Raw genomic sequence first — 23876 nt, forward strand, 5'->3', positions numbered from 1 at the left:
CAGCGCCGACCGGAGGGGCTTCCCTGCTGCAAAGGGCCTTCCCCAGGCCTCCGCCCGGGGCGTCAGTTCCCGGCGCTGGCCAGCGAGGGCGGCCCGCCGCGGGCGCGGTCGGCGAGTGCCTGGAGGTCCTCGCCACGGCAGCCGTGGGTGGTGCCGACCAGATGGCCGTCGGGACGGATCAGCAGGACGGTGTGCGGATCGGCGCCCGGGTACTGCTCGGTGACCAGGACTTCGGCGGGCACCGGCAACGCTGCTGCCACCTCGGCGAGTTGGGGCATCATCCCGGCACCCAGCCAGTGCTGCGAGGCCCACACGGCGGTCCCGGGAGCGACCAGCAGCAGCAGGAAGCCGGCCCCGAGCCTGGCCCGCAGCGAGTCGGGCACCCCTTCCGTGGTGAGGACGGGAACGTCGGGGACGAGCACACCCGGTGCGGTTGCGGGCAGGTTCTCGCTGAGCGTGGTTCCGCGACCGCTCCCGCGCTGCACCGGCACCCGGCCGGGTACGCCGGACGGTGCCGCCGGGTAGGCGGGCGCGCCGCCGAAGCGTCCGGTGCCGAGCTGTCCGTCGGCGAGCAACGGGGCGTGCTTGCGGAAGGAGCCGGTGAACAGCGACCGCCTGGTGTGCTGCCAGCCGCGCAGCGGTCGCAGCAGCGGCATGGCCTGGTCGACCGCGCGCAGCCGGGCGCCGACCGCGCCGCGCCGCTCGGCTTCGTACCCGTCGAGCAGCGAGCCATCGGGCTGCGGCCCGCCGGAGTGCAGGTGCCAGGCGAGGGCGAGCCGCCAGGAGAGGTTGTCGGCGTCCCGCAGTCCGTCGACCAGGTTCTGCATGCCGAGCGCGCCGTGCAGGTGGGCGGCGTCCCCGGCGAGGAAGCAGCGGCCGACCCGGAAGCGGGCGGCGAGGCGCTGCTGGTAGGTGTGGTCGGCGGCGGCGAGCAGCTCGTACGGGGGCAGTTCGCCGCACCAGCCGGTGAGCGTGGACTTGACCCGGGCGAGCAGGGTGTCACCGGTGACGATGCCGGGCCAGGTGGCGTGCGGGTCGATCGGTGCGGTGGGTGCCGGGCGGCCGGGCGGCAGTCGCCAGTCGAGCCGCCAGAGGCCGTCGGGCAGTGGGCGGGCGGAGGCCTCGCGGTCGCCGCGCCACGGCGGCTCGCGGTGCAGCCGGGCCTCGCCGGGGAACGGCAGGTTGACGCGTACGGTGGCGACGGCGTGCCGGTCCACCGCCGGGCGGCCCGGGAAGCGGATCTTGAGCAGCTTGCGGACGGTGGAGCGGGCGCCGTCGCAGCCGACCAGGTGGCTGCCGCGCCACCAGGTGCTGGTGCCGTCCTGGGTGTGGTGGGTGCGTACGCTGACGCCGTCCCGGTCCTGTTCGAGTTCCAGGACCCGGCTGAGCGGGGTGAGCTGGATCAGTGGCGTGGCGGTGACCGCGTCGCGCAGGCCGCGCTGCAGACGGTGCTGCGGCAGGTGGAGCACCGGGTCGGCGCCCAGGTCCAGCCGCAGCACCTCGGAGCGGTGGCGCCAGATGCCGAACGCGTCCCAGCGGGCGGCGTCGGAGGCGGCCCTGGTGTAGCCGAGGCGGGTGAGCAGGGCGGTGCTGTCGCCGCCGAGGACGACGGTGCGCGGCCCCTCCGGGCAGACGCCCGCGCCCTCGTCCAGGACGATGCTGGGCACCTCGTGCCGGGCGAGGGCGAGTGCCAGGGCCAGTCCGACCGGTCCGGCGCCGACCACGATCACGGGGTCCACGCGCGGACCTCCGTCCGGCCTCGGATCCCCACGGGTGCCGCCGCGCGCGCCGGGACCTCCGGGTGTACGGGGCATACGGAGGACACGGCGTCGGCTGCGGTGCAGGAGGTCCCGGGTGCTGTCACGAAGAGCAATGCAACAGATCGCCTGGGTGTCCGTCAAGCAGCGGCAGTTGTACGCCGGTTCGCGCCGCGGCGCCCGCGCGCCTCGAGCCACTTGGCCAGCGCCGTGAGCGCCAGGCACATGCCGATGTAGATCACGCCGATCACGATGGTGACCGGAATGTAGGGGTAGCCGTTGGGGGTGGAGGTGTTGCTGGCGATCAGCTTCCCGGCGTAGAGCAGCTCGGTGTAGGTGATGAGGAAGCCGAGCGAGGTGTCCTTGAGGGTGACCACCAGCTGGCCGATGATCGTCGGGAGCATCGAGCGGACGGCCTGCGGCACCAGGATGGTGAACAGCACCTGGGTCTTGCGCATGCCGAGCGCGTAGGCGGCCTCGCCCTGGCCGCGCGGCACCGCGTTGACGCCGCTGCGGATGATCTCGGCCTGGACGGCGCCGTTGTACAGGGTCAGCCCGGTCACCAACGCCCAGAGCGGGGACGTGGCGAACACCGAGTGGTAGAACGCGAAGATCATGATCAGCAGCGGCATCGCGCGGAAGAACTGCACGATCGCCTTGGCCACCGCGCGCACCGGCCTGTGGTCGGAGAGCTGTCCGGCCGCCAGTAGCGAGCCCAGGGCCAGCGAGAGGACGGCGGCCAGGCCGAAGGCGGTCAGGGTGCTCTGCAGGCCGTCGAGGATCCGCTGCTGGATGGCGGTGTACTGGAACGGGTCCCACATCGCGGCGGCGAACTGCCCGGCGCCGGCCAGGCTGTCGTACGCGTACCAGAGCAGGGCGGCGATGCCGAGCAGCGAGAGCACCCCGAAGGCGCGGTAGCGCGCCCTGGCACGGGGACCGGGGGTGTCGTAGAGGACGGTCGAGGTCAGGGCGCTGCTCATCGGGCCACCGCCAGTCGGGTCTCCAGGAGACGGAAGATCACGGCGACCACGGCGCTCACCAGCAGGTAGGCGGCGGCCAGCCAGAAGAAGATCGAGAGGATGTTGTAGCCGCGCTCGGTGAGGGTTCCCTGCACGCTGAAGAGCTCGGAGACGCTGAACGCGCCGGCCACGGCGGAGTTCCTGGGCAGGGCGATGAAGACGCTGCTCATGGGACCCAGCACCGAGCGGGCCGCCTGCGGCAGCACTATCAGGCCGAGGGTCTGGCCGAAGTTCATGCCCAGGCTGCGGGCGGCCTCGGCCTGCCCGAGCGGCACGGTGTTGATGCCGGAGCGCAGCACCTCGCAGACGAAGCTGGCGGTGTAGGAGCCGAGTGCGATCACGGCGAACACGAAGCTGGAGAAGTGGACGTCCAGTCGGGGGAGCCCGAAGGCCACCGCGAAGAACAGCAGTGTCAGCGGGGTGTTGCGGAAGACGTTGACCCAGACGGTGCCGAAGACGCGCAGGGCCGGGACGGGGGAGACCCGGAAGGCCGCCAGCAGGGTGCCGAGCAGCAGTGCGAGCAGCGCGCTCAGTGCGCTGAGCTCGACCGTCTGCAGGAATCCGGCGCGGAAAAGCGCGAAGTTGCCGTCCTCGAAGAGTATGCCCATGCCGGCGGCCCTCCTCTCGATCAAAGGGGCTGTCAGGTGGTCAGAACTGTCGGCGTGTCAGGCCGGAGTCTCAGTAGCGTTCCAGGGCCGGGACGGCCGAGGCCGGGGCGCCGGAGAGGCCGAGGGTGGCGTCGTACGCCTTCTTCCAGTCGCCGTTGTCCTCGTGGGCCTTCAGCGCGTCGTTGATCGCGTTGCGCAGGACGGAGTCGTCCTTGGCCAGGCCGACGCCGTAGGGCTCCTTAGTGAAGGGCTTGCCGACCACCTTGAGCTTGTCGGGGTTCTTGGCGGCGTAGCCCTTGAGGATCGCGTCGTCGGTGGTGACCGCGTCGACCTCACCGGTCATCAGCTTGTCCACGCACTGCGAGTAGGTCTCGTACTTGGTGATCTTGGCGCCGTAGGGCGTGATGTTGTCGATCGAGGTGGAGCCGGTGACGGAGCAGACGGACTTGTCCTTGACCGACTCGGGGCCGGTGATCGTGGTGTTGTCCTTCGCGACCAGCAGGTCCTGGCCGGCCACCAGGTAGGGGCCGGCGAAGGAGACCTGCGCCTTGCGCTTCTCGTTGATGGTGTAGGTGCCGACGTAGAAGTCGATCTGGTGATCGCCATCGCCGGAGAGGGCGTTCTCGCGGTTGGCCGAGGCGATCGTCTTCCACTCGATCTGGTCCGGGCCGAAGCCGAGGTCGGCGGCGACCATTCTGGCGATCTCGATGTCGAAGCCCGAGCGGGCGCTGGCGCCGGAGCCGGCCGAGAGGTCCTCGAAGCCGAGGAAGGGCTGGTCGGACTTGGCGCCGATGACCAGGTGCCCGCGCTTCTTGGCGTTGTCGAAGGTCTTCGAGCCCGTCAGCTTGACGTCGGTCTTCACCTGGTACGTGGGGGGCTTCGGGGCGGCGCTGCCGCCGGCCGCGTTGTCGCTCGGGGATCCGCTCTTGCCGCAGGCCGCGACGGCGGTCAGCGCGAGTACCGACATGGCGGCGGCGATGGTGCGACGGGTCCTCATGAGGGTTGCTCTCCTCGGTCTTGGCCACGGTCAACCGGGCCGCTGGGCTTAGGGGTTCCTGGCGCGGTGCCCGCGCGCCAACCATTCCGGCGGAGTTCGGGCACGCCCTCGGGCCCGGTTCCAACGGAATCGGGTCAGACGCTAGATCAGTTGTGGCCTCAGTGGTGCAGGATCTTCGAAAGGAAGTCCTTGGCCCGGTCGGTGCGCGGCGCGGTGAAGAACGCCTCGGGGGTGTTCTGTTCGACGATCCGGCCGTCCGCCATGAACAGCACGCGGTTGGCGGCGGAGCGGGCGAAGCCCATCTCGTGCGTCACCACGACCATCGTCATGCCCTCGGCTGCGAGCGAACGCATCACCTCCAGCACCTCGTTGACCATCTCGGGGTCGAGGGCGGAGGTGGGCTCGTCGAACAGCATCACCTTGGGCTTCATGGCCAGTGCGCGGGCGATCGCCACCCGCTGCTGCTGGCCGCCGGAGAGCTGGGCGGGGAACTTCTCGGCCTGCGCGCCCACTCCGACCCGCTCCAGCAGCTCGCGCGCGGTCTGCTCGGCCTCGGCCTTCGGGATCCCGCGGACCTTGACCTGGGCGAGCACCACGTTCTCCAGCACGGTCTTGTGTGCGAAGAGGTTGAAACTCTGGAACACCATTCCGACTTCGGCCCGCAGCTTGGCCAGTTCCCGCCCCTCGGCGGGCAGCGGCCGGCCGTCCACGGTGATGGTGCCGGAGTCGATGGTCTCCAGCCGGTTGATCGTCCGGCACAGGGTCGACTTCCCGGAGCCGGACGGGCCGATCAGCACCACCACCTCGCCCCGGGCGATCTCCAGGTCGATGTCCTGGAGCACGTGCAGCGCCCCGTAGTGCTTGTTGACACCGCTCAGTGCGACCAGGGGGTCGGGACGGGAGTCGGTGCCGGTGGTCTCGGTCATCGCGCCTTGCTCCCTCGGGTCCGACCCGGGCGACCCCCGGGGCTGCGGTGCTCGTGCTGGTGTCGTCTGCGCCGGGGGCCGGTGAGCCGGCGGAGCCCGACGGCCCCCGGTTGGGCAGACCCTAGAAGCGTCGACGATGTCATGTCAGCCGATCTGAGGGGAACTTGAGCATCACGATCCGGCCACGTGGCGGGGTCGGAGCGGGGGCTGGGCCCGCTGTACGCCCGGCGGTTGCGGGTGGGAGTGGCCGTGCGCGAACGATCGGACGGCGGTGGCCTGATGACAGGACCCGGCGGACTCGACCATACTCCGCAAGGACCGGGCCAAATCCGGACCGATCCCTCACCGGACAGACCACGGAAAGGAGGCAGGAGGTGCGCCTGCTGCTCGTCGAGGACGACGAACGGGTCGCCGCCGCGCTGGTCGCCGTGCTCGGTAGGCACGGCTTCCAGGTCCGCCATGCCCGCAGCGGGCACGAGGCGCTGGACGCACTGGTGCCCGACGGCAACGAGCCGTACCGGGTGGTCCTGCTCGACCTCGGGCTGCCCGACCGGGACGGCTTCGAGGTGTGCAGCCGGATCCGTGCGCACAGCGGGGTCCCGGTGATCATGGTGACCGCGCGGGCCGACGTCCGCTCGCGGATCCACGGCCTCAACCTCGGTGCCGACGACTACGTCACCAAGCCCTACGACATGGGCGAACTGCTCGCCCGGATCCACGCGGTGGTACGGCGCTGGCCGGCCACGGGCGCCGGGACCGAGCCGGGCGACCAGCCCGCCCAGCCCGGCCCGCTGGAGTCCCGCGGCATCTCGATCGACCGGGAGCGCCGCCGGGTCAGTGTGGACGGCCGCGACGTACCGCTCACCCGCAAGGAGTTCGACCTGCTGGCGCTGCTCTCGCAGAGCCCCGGCGTGGTCTACCGGCGGGAGCAGATCTTCAGCGAGGTCTGGCGCAGCGGCTGGGAGGGCAACGGCCGCACCCTGGAGGTGCACATCGGATCGCTGCGCAACAAGCTAGGCCTGCCCGGACTGGTCGAGGCCGTCCGCGGCGTGGGCTACCGGCTGATCGCCGAGCAGCCCCGGACCGACCCCGCCAGCCCGGACTCGGGGCGCTGACCTCTCGTGCGCAACCGTCTGCTCGGCATCCTGCTCTCCCTGATGGCCTGCGTGCTGGCGGCCCTGGGGGTGCCGCTCGCGGTGTTCATCGCGGCCGCCGAGCAGAGCACGGTGGTGGTCGACCGGCTCGACGACGCGGCCCGCTTCGCCCAGGATCTGCCCACCCAGGGCTACCTCGGGGCGGACACCGCGATGAAGGGCGACTCGACGCCCGACCCGGGAGACCCCGGCCGCCGCAACGCACTGGCCGTCGAGGCGGAGCGCTACCACGGCCTGTACGGGATCCGGATCGGGATCTTCCAGCGCAGCGGCGCCACCGCGGCCAGCTCGCCGGAGGGCTGGCGGGTACCGGACGCCGGCCCGGGCCGGCAGGCCTTCCAGGAGGCCCTGGACGGGCGCCGCAGCCACAACCCGCCACAGGTCTGGCCGTGGACCCCGGAGCGGACCCTCACCGTGGCCACCCCCGTGGTCCGGGACGGCGACGTGGTCGCCGTGGTGCTCACCGACTCCCCGACCGGACCGCTGCGGGCCCGGATCCTGCACCACTGGCTGGTGCTCGGCGCGGGCGAGGCGCTGGCGATGATCGTGGCCGTACTGCTGGCGGTGCGCCTCACCAGCTGGGTGCTGCACCCGGTCCGCACCCTGGACCGGGCCACCCACGACATCGCCACCGGACGGATGAACGCACGGGTCGCGGCCAGTGCGGGCCCGCCCGAACTCCGGCGGTTGGCACGCTCGTTCAATCACATGGCGGACAACGTGGTGCTCGCCCTGGACCAGCAGCGGGCCTTCGTCGCGGACGCCTCGCACCAGCTGCGCAACCCGCTCGCCGCCCTGCTGTTGCGGGTCGAGCTGCTCGGCCTGGAACTGCCCGAGGGACACGAGGAGGAGCTCGGCCAGGTCCGTGAGGAGGGCGTCAGGCTGGCCCGGGTGCTCGATGACCTGCTTGGCCTGGCCACCGCCGAACACGCCCGCCCGGAGCCCGAGCAGGTCGACCTCACCGCCCTGGTGCTGGCCAGGATCGACGCCTGGCGTCCGGTCGCCGGTCAGCGCGGGCAGCGGCTGGAGTGGGAGGGGCCGCCGTCGGCGGTCGGGCTGGCCGATCCGATCGGGTTCGGCAGCGCGCTGGACGCGGTGCTGGACAACGCGCTCAAGTTCACCCCGGACGAGGGTCGGATCGGGTTGCGGATCGCGACGGGCAAGCGCGAGGTCGCGGTGACCGTCACCGACGCGGGCCCCGGGCTGACCGAGGAGGAGCTGGCCAGGGTGGGCGACCGCTTCTGGCGCAGTCCCCGGCACCAGAACATCGACGGCTCCGGGCTCGGCCTCTCGATCGCCCGGACCCTGCTGCTGGCGGGCGGAGGCTCACTCGACTTCGCCCCCGCCGAGCCGACGGGCCTGGCGGTGACGCTCGCGGTGCCCAAGGGCGACGGCTGAGCCGCCGGGCGAGCGGGGGAGCGGCCTCCTCGACGAGCGGGCCCTGGGAAGCAACGGCACAACCGGCAGCCTCAGGGTTTGACCGAGGTGTAGTAGCGGCGGGCGCCCTCGTGGAGGGGGAGCGGGGCGGTGTAGACGGCGGTGCGCAGATCGACCAGCTGGGCGGCGTGCACCTTGGCGCCGATCACGTCGCGGCTGTCGATCACCGCCCTGGTCAGGTCCTCCACCAGGCGGGGGGCGACGTCGTCCCTGGTCACCAGGAGGTTGGGCACCGCGAGCGTGGGCACCGCCGCGTCGCTGTTCTTCGCCTTGGGATAGGCGTCGGGCGGAATGGTCGCGGCTCGGTAGGCGTCGGTGCCGCCGCCCTCCTGCTGGTGCACCGACTCGGCCAGGTCGCCGAGCGGCACGATCCGGATCGGGAACTGCTCCGACAGGTCGGCGAGGGCGGAGGTCGGCAGCCCGCCGGACCAGAAGAAGGCGTCCAGCTTGCCCGCCTTCAGCTGGTCGGCGGCGTCACCGACGCCGAGCATGACCGGGTGGATGTCGTGGTCCGGATCCAGACCGGCTCCGGCCAGTAGCCGTCTGGTCACCAGGTTCACGCCGGACAGGCTCTGGCCGACGCTCACCCGCAGCCCGCGCAGGTCCGCCGCCCGGTGCACCGGTGAGTCGGCCGGGACGACCAGCTGCAGGTAGTCGTCGTACAGCCGGGCGATGGCCCGCAGCCGGGACTTCTGCGGTCCCTGGTACTCGGCGACCGCGTCGGCGGTCGCTATCGCGAACGCGTCCCGGCCGGAGAGCACCCGCTCCAGGTTGTCCACCGAGCCCTCGGAGTTGTCCAGCTGCAGCTTCAGCGCGGGCAGGTGCGTGCCCAGGTAGTCGTGCAGCAGCAGCCCGTACTTGTCGTAGACCCCGCGCGGCACACCGGTCGCGAGTCTGGGCGGGCCGCCCGGGTAGACGTCGCCGTCAGCCGAGGCCAGCCACCAGCCCGCCAGCGCGCCGACGACCAGCAGCAGCGCGGCGGCCGCCCGGCCGAGCCGGCTGCGGGCCACCACGCGCAGCACGGTGCCCGGCGCGAAAGTCATGCGGGGGATCCTGCCAGGACTGGGCCATGATCGGGAGAGGTTCACGCGGGTGGACTGCGGTCTCGTACCCTTGGGTCCGTGGGTACGAGCCAGGAACCGAAGAGCTACAAGGTCGTCACGTACGGCTGCCAGATGAACGTCCACGACTCCGAGCGCCTCGCCGGACTGCTGGAGGACGCCGGATACGTCAAGGCCGAGCAGGGCGGTGGCGACCCTGACCTGGTCGTCTTCAACACCTGCGCGGTGCGCGAGAACGCCGACAACAAGTTGTACGGCAACCTCGGCCAGCTGGCGCCCGTCAAGAACCGCCACAAGGGAATGCAGATCGCCGTCGGCGGCTGCCTGGCGCAGAAGGACCGCGACTCCATCGTGCAGAAGGCACCGTGGGTCGACGTGGTCTTCGGCACCCACAACATCGGCCACCTGCCCGCGCTGCTGGAGCGCGCGGCGGTGGAGAAGAAGGCCCAGGTCGAGATCCTGGAGTCGCTGGAGACCTTCCCCTCCACGCTGCCCACCCGCCGCGAGTCCGCCTACGCCGCCTGGGTCGCCATCTCGGTCGGCTGCAACAACACCTGCACCTTCTGCATCGTGCCCGCACTGCGCGGCAAGGAGGAGGACCGCCGTCCCGGCGACATCCTCGCCGAGATCGAGGCGCTGGTCGCCGAGGGCGTCGTCGAGGTCACCCTGCTCGGCCAGAACGTCAACGCGTACGGCTCCGACCTGGGCGACCGGGAGGCGTTCTCCAAGCTGTTGCGCGCCTGTGGGCAGATCGAGGGCCTGGAGCGGGTCCGCTTCACCTCGCCGCACCCGCGCGACTTCACCGACGACGTGATCGCCGCGATGGCCGAGACCCCGAACGTGATGCACCAACTGCACATGCCGCTGCAGTCCGGCTCGGACACCGTGCTGCGGGCGATGCGCCGTTCCTACCGGCAGGAGCGCTTCCTCGGGATCATCAGATCGGTCCGCGAGGCGATGCCGGACGCCGCGATCTCGACCGACATCATCGTGGGCTTCCCCGGTGAGACCGAGGAGGACTTCGAGCAGACCCTGCACGTGGTCCGCGAGGCCAGGTTCACCAACGCCTTCACCTTCCAGTACTCCAAGCGGCCCGGCACCCCCGCCGCCGAGATGGAGGACCAGATCCCCAAGGCCGTGGTGCAGGCGCGCTACGACCGGCTGATCGCGCTCCAGGAGGAGATCTCCTGGGAGGAGAACAAGAAGCAGGTCGGCCGCACCCTGGAGATCCTGGTCGCCGAGGGCGAGGGCAAGAAGGACGACAAGACCGACCGGCTCTCCGGCCGCGCCCCCGACAACCGGCTGGTGCACTTCACCCGGCCGGCGGAGCCGGTACGGCCCGGTGACATGGTCACGGTCGAGATCAGCTACGCGGCCCCGCACCACCTGCTCGCCGAGGGGCCGGTGCTCTCCGTGCGCCGCACCCGTGCGGGGGACGCGTGGGAGAAGCGGCAGGCCGCGCCGGCGGCGAAGCCGGCCGGGGTGATGCTCGGTCTGCCGACGATCGGTGTGCCGGCCGCACCGGCCGCGCCCAGCGGCGGGTGCAGCACCTGCTGAGGCGTCCGTAGGACGGCTGTCGAGGGGCGCGGTCCGCCGACCGCGCCCCTCGGTGCATGCGGTCGCGGTCTAGAGTGATCGACATGCTGGTTGCCGCCGCCGTCTGCCCCTGCCCCCCGATGCTCGTACCGGAAGTGGCCGCCGGTGCCGCGCCCGAACTGGAGGTGCTGCGCACCGCCTGCGCGGAGGCGGTGCGGGAACTGCTCGACTCCGGGGCCGAGCTGCTGGTGGTGGTCGGGACCGGCCCGCGGGCCCAGGTCTGGACCGAGGGCGGCGCGGGCTCGTTCCACCGGTACGGCGTGGACCTGGCCGTCCGGCTGCCCTCCGGCGGCGTCGACGGACCGCCGCTCGCCCCCTCGCTGACGCTCGGCGCCTGGCTGCTGACCGAGGCCGGTGCCGCGCTGCCCACACACGCCTGCGCGGTGCCCGCCGACGCCCCGCCCACCCGGATGCTGAGCCTGGGCAAGGGGCTGGCCGACCTCGCGGACCGGGTGGGCCTGCTGGTGCTGGGCGACGGCAGCGCCTGCCGTTCGGTCAAGGCACCCGGCTATCTGGACGAGCGCGCCGAGGGCTTCGACGCGGACGCCGCCCGCGCCCTGGGTGCCGCCGACACCGAGGCGCTGGCCGCCCTCGACCCGAAGCTCGCTGCCGAGCTGCTGGCGGACGGCCGCGCGCCCTGGCAGGTCCTGGCGGGAGCAGCCGAGGACGCCGGGCTCGGCGGGCGGCTGCGGTACGCCGAAGCGCCGTACGGGGTCGGCTACTTCGTGGCGTCCTGGTGCTGACCGCCGCGCCCGGGGCCGTACCGCACCGGGGCTGACCGCACGGCGCCGGTCCACGACCGGAACCGGTCAGCCGGCCGGCGGCCGGTCCTCCTCCGCGGAGGACTCGTCCCTGGGCTTGGCGGCGAAGCTGTCCACGACCTCCTTGGTCTTGGCCGTGCCGTGCTCGATCTTGTCGGTGTACCTGTGCTTGGTCGCCTTGTCGACGGCCTCGCCGGCCTTCTCCACCATGTGGTCGATCGTCTCGTTGTGCTTACCCGCGAGCTCGCTGGCCTTCTCCTTGAGCTCGTCGGCCCTGCTCTTGAGGGTGTCCATCAGGCCCATGGCAGTCTCGCTCTCCTGGTGGGTCGGCTGTTCCGAAAGGTTCAACGTCGGGGACACCCTCGTTGTTCTCCGGAACGATCTCCAGTACCGGCGCACGGTGTCCCGGCCGACTTTGCGAGACTTGGACCGTGAGCAGCTCCCGTGTCAATCCTCCCCGCGTCGTCTCCGTGGTCGGCGCGACCGCCGCCGGAAAGTCGGACCTGGCGGTCGCCATCGCCCGCAGCCTCGACGGCGAGGTGATCAACACCGACTCCATGCAGCTGTACCGGGGGATGGACATCGGGACGGCCAAACTCACCGAGGCCGAGCGCGGCGGCGTTCCGCACCACCTGCTGGACATCTGGGAGGTCACCGAGGGCGCCAGCGTCGCCGAGTACCAGCGCCTCGCCCGAGCCGAGATCGACCGGCTGCTCGCGGCCGGACGGACCCCGGTGCTGGTCGGCGGCTCGGGGCTGTACGTCCGGGCGGCGATCGACGAGATGGAGTTCCCGGGCACCGACGCCGGGGTGCGGGCCGGGCTGGAGCAGGAGCTGGACGAGCACGGATCCGGCCTGCTGCACCGTCGGCTCGCCGAGCTCGACCCGGTCGCCGCCGAGGCGATCCTGCCGAGCAACGGCCGCCGGATCGTCCGGGCGCTGGAGGTCATCGAGATCACCGGCCGCCCGTTCACGGCCAGTCTGCCGGGCCACCGGTCGGTGTACGAGACGGTGCAGATCGGGGTCCGGGTGCCGCGTCCCGAGTTGGACGAACGGATCGCGCTGCGGGTTGACCGGATGTGGGCGGCCGGACTCCTTGACGAAGTGCGGGAGCTGGAGAAGCTCGGGCTGCGCGAGGGCCGTACGGCCAGCCGGGCGCTCGGGTACCAGCAGGTGCTGGACCACTTCGCCGGCGAGTGCACCGAGGACGAGGCGCGTGCCGAGACCGTCCGGGCCACCAGGCGGTTCGCCCGCCGCCAGGAGTCCTGGTTCCGCCGGGACGAGCGGATCCACTGGCTGGACCGTCCCGCCGGTGCCGATCCGGTCGAGCTGCTCGGACGGTCGCTGGAACTGATCGCCGGCTGAGGCCGGTGTCACCGGTGGTCTGATCCGGCCTCAGGACCGCCGGATTCCGGCCACCGGGGGATGCACCTGCATGTGCATGGCGAACTCGGGGTTACGGCCTCATCACGTCCTGGCCACGGATCACCCGCCGACCCCTCGGGACGCCCTGTGCCCACCTCTGGACATGCCATCATCGAGGGCATATGGGGTCAGTCGCGTGGGCCGACCTCACCGTTCACGAGTCCGTGAGCTCGTGTCGAACCGTCAGGGGAGGCGGCGTGTCGCCGGGTACCGGCCCCGAGATCGAGCAGCTGCCGAACGACGCCGAAGACAGCGCCGAGATCACGCTGCCCGAGCTCGCCGTACCCACCACCTCGTACGCAGTCGCCGTGCCCGCGATCGGGGACCTGGCGGTGCCCGGTGTGGTGCACGAGCGGGAGATCCGGCCGCGGCGCAGGCTGCGCTGGTGGCAGATCCTGCCGATCGCCCTGGTCGCCACCCTCGGCTCGCTGATGTTCGCCTTCCCGCTCGCCTTCGGTTCGAGTGACAACGCCTCGGCCATGATCGGGATGCTCGGGCTGCTGCTCACCGCCGCCTCGGTCGGTTGGGGCGCGATGGCGGCCAGGGTCGCCGGGTACAAGTGGCCGGGGCTGCCGCGCCGGGGAACCGGGCAGCGGGCCAGCCGCCGGGCCATCGCGGTCTACACCCTGATCGCGATCGTCTCCGTGGTGCTGGCGGTCTGGCGGGTCGTCCGCCTCAGCGGCTGAGCCGAGGGCCGGCCCACCGGCCGGACACGGTGACCGGGCCGCGTGGGCGGTCAGTACCATCGGCACTGTGAGTGCTACCGCGACGGGCCTGCCCTTCCTCAAGGGCCACGGCACCCAGAACGACTTCGTGATCGTCCCCGACCCGGACGGCCTGCTGGACCTGGGCCCGGACGTCGTCGCCCGGCTGTGCGACCGCCGGGCCGGCATCGGCGGCGACGGGCTGCTGCGCGTGGTGCGCTCCGCCGCCGACCCGGCGGCCGCCGGGCAGGCGGACCAGGCCGAGTGGTTCATGGACTACCGCAACTCCGACGGCTCGATCGCCGAGATGTGCGGCAACGGCGTCCGGGTCTTCGCGCGCTACCTGGTGCACGCGGGGCTGGTCGAGCCGGGCCCGATCGCGGTCGCGACCCGGGCCGGGGTGCGGCGGGCGGTCATCGCCGAGGACGGCGTCGACGGGACGCCGGGCGCGGTCACCGTGGACATGGGCCGCGCGCTGCTGCCGGGGCCGGACGGGATCGAGGTCTCGGTCGGCGACCGCAGCTGGCCCGCGCGGAACGTGAACATGGGCAATCCGCACGCCGTCGCCTTCGTCGACGACCTCGCGCAGGCGGGCGAACTGCGGACGGCGCCGCGCACCACACCCGGGAGCGCGTACCCCGAGGGCGTCAACGTCGAGTTCGTGGTGGACCGGGGGCCGCGGCACGTCGCGATGCGGGTGCACGAGCGGGGGTCGGGGGAGACGCTCTCCTGCGGCACCGGAGCCTGCGCCGTCGCGGTCGCAGCGGCACGGCGGGACGGGCTCGACCCGGCGGTCACCGGCGAGGCGGTCTCCTACACCGTGGACCTCCCGGGCGGCAGCCTGGTCATCACCGAGCACCCGGACGGCCGGGTCGAGATGACCGGCCCCGCGGAGATCGTCGCCGCCGGCACCATCGACCCGGCCTGGCTCGGCGTGCTTCCGCTCCGCTGAGGGCTCGCGGGGGCGGCGGTGAGTTCCTTGCGGGTGGGTCCTCCGGCTCGGAGGGCTGCCCGGGTGCCCCGGCACCTCCGCAGCTCACCACGGGCCGGAACGCACCGCCGCAGGGGAACCGAGCGGGACGCCGGGCGGCGGTGCGCCGTGTTCCTGCGGGCGCTTCGCTTTGCCCCGTAGCGGGGTAGCCGAATCCGCCCGATCGGGTGATCTCGGTGACGGGTGGGAAGCAGGGCATCGCGGAACGTGTTGTGCTCGGTAGCATGGACCACCGGGGTCGGGAGCCGCTCCGGTGATCGCTGCCGGAGGTGCAGATGACCATCGACGCAGGCCGACCCCTGACCGGTCAACCAGCAGTCGGCCCATCCCCGCTCGGCCAACCCGTCATCGACAGCCACGGCGCGCCCGCGGGCCCGCCCGCCCGGGCCGGCCGGGCCTCGTTCGGCCGCGCCGCGCTGGGCCGGGCCGGCCGGGCCGCCCTGCTGGCCACCGGCCGCACGCCGGTCCCCGACGCGATCGAGCCGATCGTGGAGGCGCACCGCCGTCACCACCCGCACGCCGACCTGACCCTGCTCAGCCGCGCCTACCGCACGGCCGAGGCCAGCCATCGGGGCCAACTCCGCAAGAGCGGTGAGCCGTTCATCACGCATCCGCTCGCGGTGACGATGATCCTCGCCCAACTCGGCGCCGGTACCACCACCTTGGTGGCCTCGCTGCTCCACGACACCGTGGAGGACACCGAGATGACACTCGCCCAGGTCAGTGCCGAGTTCGGCCCCGAGGTGGCGTATCTGGTCGACGGCGTCACCAAGTTGGAGAAGGTGGACTTCGGTGCCGCGGCCGAGGCCGAGACCTTCCGCAAGATGCTGGTGGCCACCGGGGACGACGTCCGGGTCATGGTGATCAAGCTGGCCGACCGGCTGCACAACATGCGGACGATCCGCCACATGAAGCCCGCCAGCCGGATCAGGATCGCCAAGGTCACCAGGGACGTGTTGATCCCGCTGGCCGAGCGGCTCGGAATCCAGGTGCTGAAGGTCGAGTTGGAGGACATCGTCTTCGCCACCCTGCACCCGGAGGAGCACGCCCGCACCCGTGCCCTGGTGGCCGCGCACGAAGCGGAGCCGGACACCGTGCTCCAGCCCTTCGCCCAGGCGCTCACCCGGCAGCTGGCCGAGTCGGGGGTGGCGGCGAGCGTCACCGTCCGGGCCAGGCACTGCGTCTCGGTGCACCGGTTCCTGCTCAAGCGCGCCGCCGCCGCGGGGCCGGACGGCCGGCCGCAGGGCCTGCGGCCGGCCGACTTCGGGCGGCTGCTGGTGACGGTCGAGGAGAACGCCGACTGCTACGCCGTCCTCGGCGAGCTGCACACCTGCTGGACGCCGCTGCCGGGCGAGTTCAAGGACTTCGTCGCGGCGCCGAAGTTCAACCTCTACCAGTCCCTGCACACCGCCGTGACGCTGGCCGGCGGCGAGGTGGCGGAGGTGCTGGTGCGGACGCGGCAGATGCACCGGGTGGCCGAGTTCGGCGTGGTCGCGCTGGGGGACCCGCTGGTCCCCGGCGGCCAGCCCGGCGAGCCCGAGCGGGCGGACGGGGCGGATCCGGCCCGCCCGGGCTGGCTGAGAAGACTGCTTGAGTGGCAGCAGGAGACCCCGGACCCGGACACCTTCTGGTCAGCCCTCACCGCCGACCTCTCCGACGACCGTGAGATCACCGCCGTCACCGAGGACGGTCTGACCCTCCAGCTGCCCGCCGGGGCCAGCTGCGTGGACGCGGCGTACCTGCTCGGTGAGGAGACCGGCCACCGCTGTCTCGGTGCCCGGGTGAACGGGCGGCTGGTCGCCCTCTCCACGGTGCTCGGGGACGGCGACGTGGTCGCGGTCCTCACCGAGCAGGCCGGTCCCGGCCCCGGCGCCGAGCCTTCGGGGCCGGCTCCCGGGTGGCTGGAGTGCACCAGAACGCCGGCCGCCAGGCTCGCCATCGAGCGCTGGCTGGCCGAGCATCCGGCCGGCGCCCGCGAGCCCGCTCCGGAGCCCGCCCCGGCGGCCGGTCCGCCCCCGGGGCGCCCGCCGGGGTTCCCGCCCGCCCCGGTCACCGCCCGCGGCGAGCGGTCCCCGGTGGCGGTGCCCGGCCGTCCGGGCGCACCGGTCCGGCTCGCCCGGTGCTGCACGCCGGTGCCGCCGGACGTCGTGGTCGGGTACGAGATCAGGGGCGGCGCGTTCGCGGTGCACCGGGTCGGCTGCCCGGCGGGGGAGCGGTTGCGGGAGGCCGGCCGCAGCCCGGTCGTGCCCGACTGGGTGCCGGGGGTCTGTCCGCCCTGCGGCTTCCGGGTCACCCTGGAGGCCCAGGCGCTGAACCGGCCCCGGCTGCTCGCCGACCTGACGGCGGTGATGTCGGCGGAGGGCATCGGCATCGTCTCGGCCGCCGTGGAGCCCCCGCAGGACCTCCAGGTGCGGCACACCTACACCATCGAGCTGCCGACCCCCGGGACACTGCCGCTGGTGATGCGGGCGATGCTGCGGGTCTCCGGGGTCTACGACGTCTACCGGGCGGGGCTGCCGAGGCTCCCCCCGGCCGGCCGGGGGGAATGAAGCGGGCGGGGGCGGGCGCCGCCGGGTGAAATGAGGATGACCCACCCAGGTCGGGCATGCGACCATTCAGGGGAATTCACGGCCGGTCCACGGCGTTCACCGGTACGCAGTAGTGCCGGTGCGGACCGTGGCCCGCAGGGGTAGCTCATCATCTTCGTCCGGTAGCAGGGGCGGGTTTCTGGGCAGGCTCCGGGGTGCGCAGGGCTGCGCACCGGCCCTCCCGACACGCAAAGGATGAGATGACCTCCACGTTCGACAGCCGCAACCATTCCGACAAGTCCGCGAGCCGTCTGTACGGCCTGCGGGCGGGAGCCCTCATGGACGAGGACCTCGCGGCGATCGACGAGGACCTCGACCAGCACTTCGACGGCGAGCAGTACGACCGCACCGAGCGTGCCGCACTCCGCCGTGTCGCCGGTCTCTCCACCGAGCTCCAGGACGTCACCGAGGTCGAGTACCGGCAGCTCCGCCTGGAGCGGGTCGTTCTCGTCGGCGTCTGGACGGACGGCACGGCGGACGAGGCCGAGAACTCCCTGGCCGAACTCGCGGCGCTGGCCGAGACGGCCGGCTCCGTGGTTCTCGACGGCGTGATCCAGCGCCGTGACAAGCCGGACGCCGCGACCTACATCGGCTCCGGCAAGGCACAGGAGCTGCGCGACATCGTCGCCGCCACCGGCGCCGACACCGTCGTCTGCGACGGTGAGCTCACCCCGGGCCAGCTGATCCACCTCGAGGACGTCGTCAAGGTCAAGGTCGTCGACCGGACGGCCCTGATCCTGGACATCTTCGCCCAGCACGCCAAGTCCCGGGAGGGCAAGGCGCAGGTCTCGCTCGCGCAGATGCAGTACATGCTGCCGCGACTGCGCGGCTGGGGTCAGTCGCTCTCCCGGCAGATGGGTGGTGGTGGCTCCGGCTCCGCCGGCGGTGGTATGGCCACCCGTGGTCCCGGTGAGACCAAGATCGAGACGGACCGCCGCCGGATCCGCGAGAAGATGGCGAAGCTCCGCAAGGAGATTGCCGAGATGAAGAAGGGCCGGGACACCAAGCGTCAGGAGCGCAAGCGTCACCAGGTCCCCTCGGTGGCCATCGCGGGCTACACCAACGCGGGCAAGTCCTCGCTGCTCAACCGGCTCACCGGCGCGGGCGTGCTGGTGGAGAACGCGCTGTTCGCCACCCTGGACCCGACCGTGCGCCGGGCGCAGACCCCGAGCGGCCGGATCTACACCCTGGCCGACACCGTCGGCTTCGTCCGGCACCTGCCGCACCACCTGGTCGAGGCCTTCCGCTCGACCATGGAAGAGGTCGCCGACGCGGACCTCATCCTGCACGTGGTGGACGGCTCGCACCCCGAGCCGGAGACCCAGCTGGCCGCCGTCCGAGAGGTGATCGTATCGGTCGAGGCACAGGACGTGCCGGAGATCGTGGTGATCAACAAGGCCGACGCCGCCGATCCGCTCGTGCTGCAGCGGCTGCTGCGCCGCGAGCCGCACGCCATCGTGGTCTCGGCCCGTACCGGGCAGGGCATGGCGGAGCTGTTGCAGCTGATCGACGACGAGCTGCCGCGCCCCGCGATCGAGGTTCAGGCCCTGGTGCCGTACACCAGGGGCGATCTGGTCTCCCGGGTGCACGCCGAGGGCGAGCTGCTCGACACCGAGCACACCGGTGACGGGACGCTGCTGCGCGCCAAGGTCTCCGCCGAGCTGGCGGCCGAGCTGGAGCGCTTCGCGGTCGTCGCCCAGGGCTGACAGCGGCGGGCAGAGACGACGAGGGCCCGGGCCCGTCCGCACTTGGACGGGCCCGGGCCCTCGGTGTCTGTCAGCCCTGCCGCTTGCTGATGAAGTCGAACACCGACTTCGCCTCATCACCCAGCGAGGGACCGGCCATCCAGGCCGCCGGGCGCGGGCCGATCGAGTTGTTGCTGATCAGCGCGGGCTTGCCGTCCTTCACGACGAACCAGCCACCGCCGCTGGCACCGCCGGTCATGGTGCAGCCGATGTTGTACATGGTCGGGCGGCTGGCGTCGAAGGAGAGCCGGGCCGGCGGGACGCTGGAGTCGCAGTGCTCCAGCTCGCGGCCGTCGAACGGCGCGGCCTGCGGGTAGCCGTACGAGGAGACCGTGCTGACCTGGTTGCGCGGGGCGTTGAACCAGACCGGTATCGAGCCGCCCACGGTCTCCTCCAGCGACTTGCCGCCGCCCTCCTCGTTGTGCACCCGGATGACCCCGAAGTCGTACTGGCTCACCGGGCCGCCGCGCTCGCCGCCCTCCTCGGTCCACTGCGGCGAGACGACGGCGTAGTCGGCGTCCCACACGCCGTACGGGACGACCTGCTGCTGGGAGCCGGTCTTGCCGTTGCTGGCGGCGCCGCTGCGGTTGAAGGACGGCATGAAGCTGATCTTCTTGAACCAGTCCTTGCCCTTGCCGCCGTGCAGGCAGTGGGCCGCCGTCCAGACGAGGTTGCTCTTGCCCGGGTGGGCCGGGTCGCTGACCACGGTGCCGGAGCAGACCGCGGCCTCCTGGTCGTCGACCTGCATGTAGATCTTGCCGAGCACGGCGGTGTTGGTGGAGTACGGGTGCGGCTGCGGCTTGGCCTGGATCGGGGCCGGCGCGGGGTCGTTGTCGGACGCCGTCCGGCTGGACTGGACACCGGCCTCCTGGTTCTCCATGCCCTTGGCGGCCTGCATCTTGGCCTGGTCCCAGAAGCCCTTGATCACCTCGGGCTTGAAGCCGTGCTGCTCGGCCCACTTGGTCCAGTCGTCCGCGCTCCAGTTCTTGATGTTCTGCAGAACCTTGGACAGGTCGATGCCGCCCTTGCTCGCGGTTGCCGTCGCGGTCACCGACGGCGAGGCGACGGCCTGCGAGGAGCTGTCCTTCTTGTCCGGACCGCAGGCGCTCGCGGTCAGCACCAGGACGGTGGCGACGGCGGCGGTCAGCCCGGCGCGGCGGCGCGGGCTTGTGCTGTGCGTAGAGGTGGTGTTCATGAGGTTCCCCGTTTGCCGATACTGATCCGAGCGGTCAAGTCCCGCTCGTCGGTTACTTCTTGCTGATGTAGTCGAGCGCCTGGCTGGCCACGCTCTCCAGGTAGGGGCCACTGAGCGAGGTGTGGTCCGAGGCGCCGAGCGAGGTGTTGCTGACCAGGGCCTGGCGGCCGTCCGGCATCGTGGCGAACCAGCCGCCGCCGCTGGAACCGGCGGTCATGGTGCAGCCGATGGTCAGCATCGGCGGCCGCTGCGGGTCGAAGGAGAGCCGGACCGGCTTCCCGCCGTCGCACCGGTCCAGCTCCTGACCGTCGAAGGGCTTCACGGCCGGGTACCCCCAGGCGGAGACGGACAGTTGGTCACGCGGCGCGTCGAACCAGACCGGAAGCGCGGTGCCCACCGTCTCCTCCAGCGACCTGCCGTCGCCGTCGGGGTTGTGCACCTTCAGCACCGCGAAGTCGTACTGGTTGGCCGCGCTTCCGCCGTGACCGCCCTCGGCCGTCCACTGCGGCGAGGTGATCACGTTGTCCGCCCACCACATGCCGAGCGGCGCCACGTCCTGCGGAGCGGGCTTGTGGCCGGCACTGGCCGCCCCCGAACTGTTGTAGGCCGGGACGAAGACGATGTTCTTGAACCAGTCGCCGCCCTTGCCCTCGTGGACGCAGTGCCCGGCCGTCCAGACCAGGTTGCTCCTGCCCGGGTGGGCCGGGTCCTGGACGACGGTGGCCGAACACTGGCCGGTTCCTCCGCCCGGCGCGGTCGAGAAGACCTTCCCGGAGGCCGCATACCTGGTGTAGGGGCGGGGCACCGCCACCGCCTGGACCGGAGCCGGCTCGGGGTCGGTCACCTCGGAGTCGGCCGGGGGCTTGGTGGCGACCGGCTCAGGCTGCTGGGGCTGGGCGTTCTTCATCCGGTCCGGGTTCCACAGGTCCCGGATGACCGGATTGTTGAAGACGTGCTTGGAGGCCCAGCGGTCCCAGTCGTCGTACTTCCACTTCTTGAGCTCGTCCCAGCTCTTCGGCAGCCCGTCCAGCAGACCCGAGGGCAGGTCGGACGGCAGGTGCAGCTTGGCGCCGGGGCCCGCGCTCGCCGTGTCGCCCGGTGTGGGCGAGGTGTTCGTGGGCCCGTCGCCGCCGCACCCGGCGACCGTGAACAGGGCCGCCGCGGCGAACAGCGCACAGGCCGCACGACGTTTCGATGACATAGCCATTCCCCCCGTGGCTTCTGGACCAGCGGCCCCGGACGCGCCTCGGGCCCTGTGGATTTTCCCACCCCGGAGCATGACGGACGCGACCGCCCCCTGGTTGCCAGTGCTGACGGATGGTCATTGATCCGTGACCCGACCGGTCTGTCGGCCAGTCAAGCCCGGCGAGTCACCCCCAGGAATGAGGGATCCGACGGTATTCACCGGAACGAGTGAGTGGATCTTGTGATCACCCGTCGGGGATAGGTACCCCTTGCCTGTCGCCTGCCGGAAGCGCGCCGCACCACCCCCGCGCACCCCCATGACCCCCTGCGCCCCCGATCGCTCGCGTCCGCAGCCCCATGCGCCCCAAGGAGCAACCTTGAGCACCGCCCTCACCGGAGCCCCACCCGCCGACGCCCCCCACCGGGTCACCGACAGCGACCCGCTGCTCCACCCCGATCCGGCGGCCGCCGCCGAGCACGCCGCGGTGGAGAGCCTGCTGCGCTGCTGGGCCCGGGAGACCGGGGCGGCGCCCGGGGCCGACGGGCTGCTGCGGATCCCGGTGCTGGGCGGGGCGGCCAGGCTGGCCGCGCCCGTACGGTACTGGTCGGCCTGCGGCTGGCACCGCTTCGACCCGGCCACCCTGGAGGGCGAGGCCACCCCCGTCGACGCGGTCACCCTCGCGGCACTGGTCGCCGGCGCCGCCGCCACCCGCCCCGACTCCGGACAGATCGCCGACCTGGCCGCCCGGGTCGCCGACTCCGTGGTCCGCACCGCCGACGTGCTCGCCCACCGCCGCCGGGTCGCCGAGGCCGTCGACTGGCCGTTCCTGCAGGCCGAACAGGCGCTGCTGCTCGGCCACCCCCTGCACCCGACCCCGAAGAGCCGCGACGGCCTGGGCCCGGCCCAGAGCGCGGCGTACTCGCCCGAACTGCACGGCGCCTTCCGGCTGCACTGGTACGCCGTGGACCGCGACCTGCTGGCGGCGGACTCGGCCACCGGGCGGCCCGCCGAGGAGCTCACCGCCGAACTGCTCGGCGACGAGCGCCTGTTGCCGCCCGGCACCGCCGCGCTGCCGCTGCACCCCTGGCAGGCGAGGGAGTTGGCGCTGCGCCCCGAAGTGGCCGGGTTGCTGGCCGACGGACTGCTCCACGACCTCGGCGCACACGGCGGGTTGTGGCACCCCACCTCCTCCGTCCGCACCGTCTGCCGCCCGGGCGCACCCTGGATGCTCAAGCTCTCGCTCGGCCTGCGGATCACCAACTCCCGCCGGGAGAACCTGCGCAAGGAACTGCACCGGGGCGTCGAGGTGCACCGGCTGCTGGAGAGCGGCCTCGGCGCCGAATGGCGCGCCGCGCACCCCGGCTTCGACATCGTCCGCGACCCCGCGTGGATCGGCGTCGACCTCCCCGCGCTCGGCGATCCCAACGGCCTGGACACGGTGCTGCGCAGCCAGCCCTTCGGCCCCGCCGAACGGGTGCTCTGCGTGGCCGGACTGGTCGCCGAGCGCCCGCTCGGCCCGGGCGGAACGCTGCCGTCCCGGCTGGGCGACGTGCTGCGCGGCCTGGCCGCCTGCAGCGGGCGGCCGGTGCAGGCGGTGGCCGCCGAGTGGTTCCTGCGCTACCTGGACACCGTGGTGCTGCCGGTGCTCTGGCTGGACGGCCGAGCGGGCATCGCCCTGGAAGCACACCAGCAGAACAGCCTGGTCCTGCTGGACGAGGACGGCTGGCCGGCCGGCGGCCGCTACCGCGACAACCAGGGCTACTACTACCGCGCCTCGCACGCCGGGAAGCTGGCCGCCCGGCTGCCCGGCATCGGCACGCACAGCGACACCTTCGTCGACGACGGGGTGGTCGACCAGCGTTTCGCCTACTACCTCGGCATCAACCACGTGCTGGGACTGATCGGCGCCATGGGCTCCCAGGGCCTGGCCGAGGAGGACGTCCTGCTGGCCGCCCTGCGCCGCTTCCTCGCCGGAGAGCGGGCCGCGGCCACCGGTTCGGGCCTGCCGCGACTGCTGCTGGACGAGCCCGTCCTGCGCTGCAAGGCCAACCTGCTCACCCGGCTGAACGGCATGGACGAACTGGTCGGCCCGGTGGCCACCCAGTCCGTGTACGTGGGCATCCGCAACCCGGTCGCCAGCCGATGAGGCCCCCGAGTGCGGCCCGTGGCGGGCTTGAGGGGATCCCCTTCCGGGGGCCGGTGGCGACCGGCGCCGGGGAGTTCCGGCTCCGCCCGGTCCGGCTCCCGCAGGACCTGCCGCTGCTGACCGCCTGGATGAACGACCCGGAGGTGGCCGACTTCTGGGAACTGGACGGGCCGGCCGAGGTCACCGCGCGGCACCTGCGCGCCCAGCTCGACGGCGACGGCCGCAGCCTCCCCTGCCTGGGCCTGCTGGACGGCCTCCCGATGAGCTACTGGGAGATCTACCGCGCCGACCTCGACCCGCTCGCCGAGCACTACCCCGCCCGGCACCACGACATCGGCATCCACCTGCTGCTCGCCGGCACCGCACGCGGCCGCGGCCTCGGCAGCGTGTTGCTGGCCGCGCTCGCCGCCCGCATCCTCGACGCCGAGCCCGCCTGCCGGCGGGTCGTGGCCGAACCGGACGTCCGCAATGCCAGGTCCGTCCGGGCCTTCACCGGCGCCGGGTTCGAGCTCACCGCCGAACTCGACCTGCCCACCAAACGCGCGGCTCTGATGATCCGCGCCCGCTCCTGACACCCCCTT

20 protein-coding genes are annotated in these 23876 nt (G+C 72.4%); 11 read left to right on the forward strand and 9 right to left on the reverse strand.

What is annotated here, in order from left to right; genetic code table 11:
* Nucleotides 1-62 precede the first annotated feature (62 nt).
* The 5 genes from ABD369_RS23735 to ABD369_RS23755 all read right to left on the reverse strand — a co-directional run bounded on the left by ABD369_RS23735 (nt 63) and on the right by ABD369_RS23755 (nt 5268).
* Nucleotides 63-1739 carry an FAD-dependent monooxygenase gene (locus ABD369_RS23735; protein WP_344638537.1) on the reverse strand — a complete coding sequence of 559 codons (1677 nt, stop codon included), beginning with the start codon at nt 1737-1739 and terminating at the stop codon, nt 63-65.
* 158 nt (nt 1740-1897) lie between these two features.
* A complete protein-coding gene (locus ABD369_RS23740) occupies nt 1898-2737 on the reverse strand; it encodes an amino acid ABC transporter permease (RefSeq protein WP_344638538.1) in 840 nt (279 codons plus the stop codon).
* The gene (locus ABD369_RS23745; RefSeq protein WP_344638539.1) at nt 2734-3384 is read right to left on the reverse strand and encodes an amino acid ABC transporter permease; all 651 of its coding nucleotides are present in this window, start codon (nt 3382-3384) and stop codon (nt 2734-2736) included. The genes ABD369_RS23740 and ABD369_RS23745 overlap by 4 nt, the downstream gene beginning before the upstream one ends.
* A 70-nt stretch (nt 3385-3454) precedes the next feature.
* Complete coding sequence (locus tag ABD369_RS23750) at nt 3455-4381, reverse strand: glutamate ABC transporter substrate-binding protein (RefSeq protein WP_344638540.1); 927 nt, start codon at nt 4379-4381, stop codon at nt 3455-3457.
* A gap of 158 nt (nt 4382-4539) precedes the next feature.
* Nucleotides 4540-5268, reverse strand: coding sequence for an amino acid ABC transporter ATP-binding protein (locus ABD369_RS23755; protein ID WP_344638615.1), 729 nt, complete (start codon nt 5266-5268; stop codon nt 4540-4542).
* 413 nt (nt 5269-5681) lie between these two features.
* Between ABD369_RS23755 and ABD369_RS23760 the strand changes: the two genes are divergently transcribed.
* Nucleotides 5682-6422 (forward strand): response regulator transcription factor, encoded by a 741-nt coding sequence (locus ABD369_RS23760; RefSeq protein WP_344638541.1) that lies wholly within the window; start codon nt 5682-5684, stop codon nt 6420-6422.
* A 6-nt stretch (nt 6423-6428) separates the two neighbouring features.
* Entirely contained in the window at nt 6429-7859 is a 1431-nt protein-coding gene (locus ABD369_RS23765; protein WP_344638542.1) for a HAMP domain-containing sensor histidine kinase, read from the forward strand.
* 71 nt (nt 7860-7930) lie between these two features.
* Here ABD369_RS23765 and ABD369_RS23770 read toward each other — a convergent pair whose 3' ends face one another.
* Complete coding sequence (locus ABD369_RS23770) at nt 7931-8941, reverse strand: TAXI family TRAP transporter solute-binding subunit (RefSeq protein ID WP_344638543.1); 1011 nt, start codon at nt 8939-8941, stop codon at nt 7931-7933.
* Nucleotides 8942-9019: 78 nt separating this feature from the next.
* Here ABD369_RS23770 and miaB point away from each other — a divergent pair, with 78 nt between their 5' ends.
* Both miaB and ABD369_RS23780 read left to right on the forward strand, forming a co-directional pair.
* Nucleotides 9020-10516, forward strand: a complete 1497-nt coding sequence (gene miaB, locus ABD369_RS23775) for a tRNA (N6-isopentenyl adenosine(37)-C2)-methylthiotransferase MiaB (RefSeq protein ID WP_344638544.1) — start codon at nt 9020-9022, stop codon at nt 10514-10516.
* Nucleotides 10517-10599: 83 nt separating this feature from the next.
* Entirely contained in the window at nt 10600-11298 is a 699-nt protein-coding gene (locus ABD369_RS23780; protein WP_344638545.1) for a class III extradiol dioxygenase subunit B-like domain-containing protein, read from the forward strand.
* Nucleotides 11299-11364: 66 nt separating this feature from the next.
* Here ABD369_RS23780 and ABD369_RS23785 read toward each other — a convergent pair whose 3' ends face one another.
* The gene (locus ABD369_RS23785; RefSeq protein WP_344638546.1) at nt 11365-11664 is read right to left on the reverse strand and encodes an antitoxin; all 300 of its coding nucleotides are present in this window, start codon (nt 11662-11664) and stop codon (nt 11365-11367) included.
* 83 nt (nt 11665-11747) lie between these two features.
* Here ABD369_RS23785 and miaA point away from each other — a divergent pair, with 83 nt between their 5' ends.
* The 5 genes from miaA (at nt 11748) to hflX (ending at nt 18729) form a co-directional block, all read left to right on the forward strand.
* Nucleotides 11748-12680 (forward strand): tRNA (adenosine(37)-N6)-dimethylallyltransferase MiaA, encoded by a 933-nt coding sequence (gene miaA / locus ABD369_RS23790; RefSeq protein WP_344638547.1) that lies wholly within the window; start codon nt 11748-11750, stop codon nt 12678-12680.
* Nucleotides 12681-12937: 257 nt separating this feature from the next.
* Complete coding sequence (locus ABD369_RS23795; protein ID WP_344638548.1) at nt 12938-13426, forward strand: hypothetical protein; 489 nt, start codon at nt 12938-12940, stop codon at nt 13424-13426.
* Between the two features lie 58 nt (nt 13427-13484).
* Nucleotides 13485-14396 carry a diaminopimelate epimerase gene (dapF, locus tag ABD369_RS23800; RefSeq protein ID WP_425557752.1) on the forward strand — a complete coding sequence of 304 codons (912 nt, stop codon included), beginning with the start codon at nt 13485-13487 and terminating at the stop codon, nt 14394-14396.
* 314 nt (nt 14397-14710) lie between these two features.
* Nucleotides 14711-16984, forward strand: a complete 2274-nt coding sequence (locus ABD369_RS23805; protein ID WP_344638550.1) for a RelA/SpoT family protein — start codon at nt 14711-14713, stop codon at nt 16982-16984.
* A gap of 239 nt (nt 16985-17223) precedes the next feature.
* Nucleotides 17224-18729 (forward strand): GTPase HflX, encoded by a 1506-nt coding sequence (hflX, locus tag ABD369_RS23810; protein WP_344638551.1) that lies wholly within the window; start codon nt 17224-17226, stop codon nt 18727-18729.
* 70 nt (nt 18730-18799) lie between these two features.
* On the opposite strand, the gene ABD369_RS23815 is transcribed toward hflX, so the two are convergent.
* Nucleotides 18800-19963, reverse strand: a complete 1164-nt coding sequence (locus ABD369_RS23815) for a trypsin-like serine peptidase (protein ID WP_344638552.1) — start codon at nt 19961-19963, stop codon at nt 18800-18802.
* Between the two features lie 52 nt (nt 19964-20015).
* Nucleotides 20016-21164, reverse strand: coding sequence for a trypsin-like serine peptidase (locus ABD369_RS23820; protein ID WP_344638553.1), 1149 nt, complete (start codon nt 21162-21164; stop codon nt 20016-20018).
* Between the two features lie 361 nt (nt 21165-21525).
* Here ABD369_RS23820 and ABD369_RS23825 point away from each other — a divergent pair, with 361 nt between their 5' ends.
* Entirely contained in the window at nt 21526-23295 is a 1770-nt protein-coding gene (locus ABD369_RS23825) for an IucA/IucC family protein (protein ID WP_344638554.1), read from the forward strand.
* Nucleotides 23187-23867, forward strand: a complete 681-nt coding sequence (locus tag ABD369_RS23830) for a GNAT family N-acetyltransferase (RefSeq protein ID WP_344638616.1) — start codon at nt 23187-23189, stop codon at nt 23865-23867. Before ABD369_RS23825 ends, ABD369_RS23830 begins: the two co-directional genes overlap by 109 nt.
* Nucleotides 23868-23876 lie beyond the last annotated feature (9 nt).

It is taken from the genome of Kitasatospora cystarginea (genome assembly GCF_039533515.1).
Taxonomy (GTDB): domain Bacteria; phylum Actinomycetota; class Actinomycetes; order Streptomycetales; family Streptomycetaceae; genus Kitasatospora; species Kitasatospora cystarginea.

Excerpts from the sequence above, each read along its gene's own strand:
- ABD369_RS23770 (WP_344638543.1), bottom strand. The coding sequence starts at position 8,941 with ATGACTTTCGCGCCGGGCACCGTGCTGCGCGTGGTGGCCCGCAGCCGG.
- ABD369_RS23780 (WP_344638545.1), top strand. The coding sequence starts at position 10,600 with ATGCTGGTTGCCGCCGCCGTCTGCCCCTGCCCCCCGATGCTCGTACCG.
- ABD369_RS23745 (WP_344638539.1), bottom strand. The coding sequence starts at position 3,384 with ATGGGCATACTCTTCGAGGACGGCAACTTCGCGCTTTTCCGCGCCGGA.
- ABD369_RS23750 (WP_344638540.1), bottom strand. The coding sequence starts at position 4,381 with ATGAGGACCCGTCGCACCATCGCCGCCGCCATGTCGGTACTCGCGCTG.
- ABD369_RS23805 (WP_344638550.1), top strand. The coding sequence starts at position 14,711 with ATGACCATCGACGCAGGCCGACCCCTGACCGGTCAACCAGCAGTCGGC.
- hflX (WP_344638551.1), top strand. The coding sequence starts at position 17,224 with ATGACCTCCACGTTCGACAGCCGCAACCATTCCGACAAGTCCGCGAGC.
- ABD369_RS23815 (WP_344638552.1), bottom strand. The coding sequence starts at position 19,963 with ATGAACACCACCTCTACGCACAGCACAAGCCCGCGCCGCCGCGCCGGG.
- ABD369_RS23740 (WP_344638538.1), bottom strand. The coding sequence starts at position 2,737 with ATGAGCAGCGCCCTGACCTCGACCGTCCTCTACGACACCCCCGGTCCC.
- ABD369_RS23820 (WP_344638553.1), bottom strand. The coding sequence starts at position 21,164 with ATGTCATCGAAACGTCGTGCGGCCTGTGCGCTGTTCGCCGCGGCGGCC.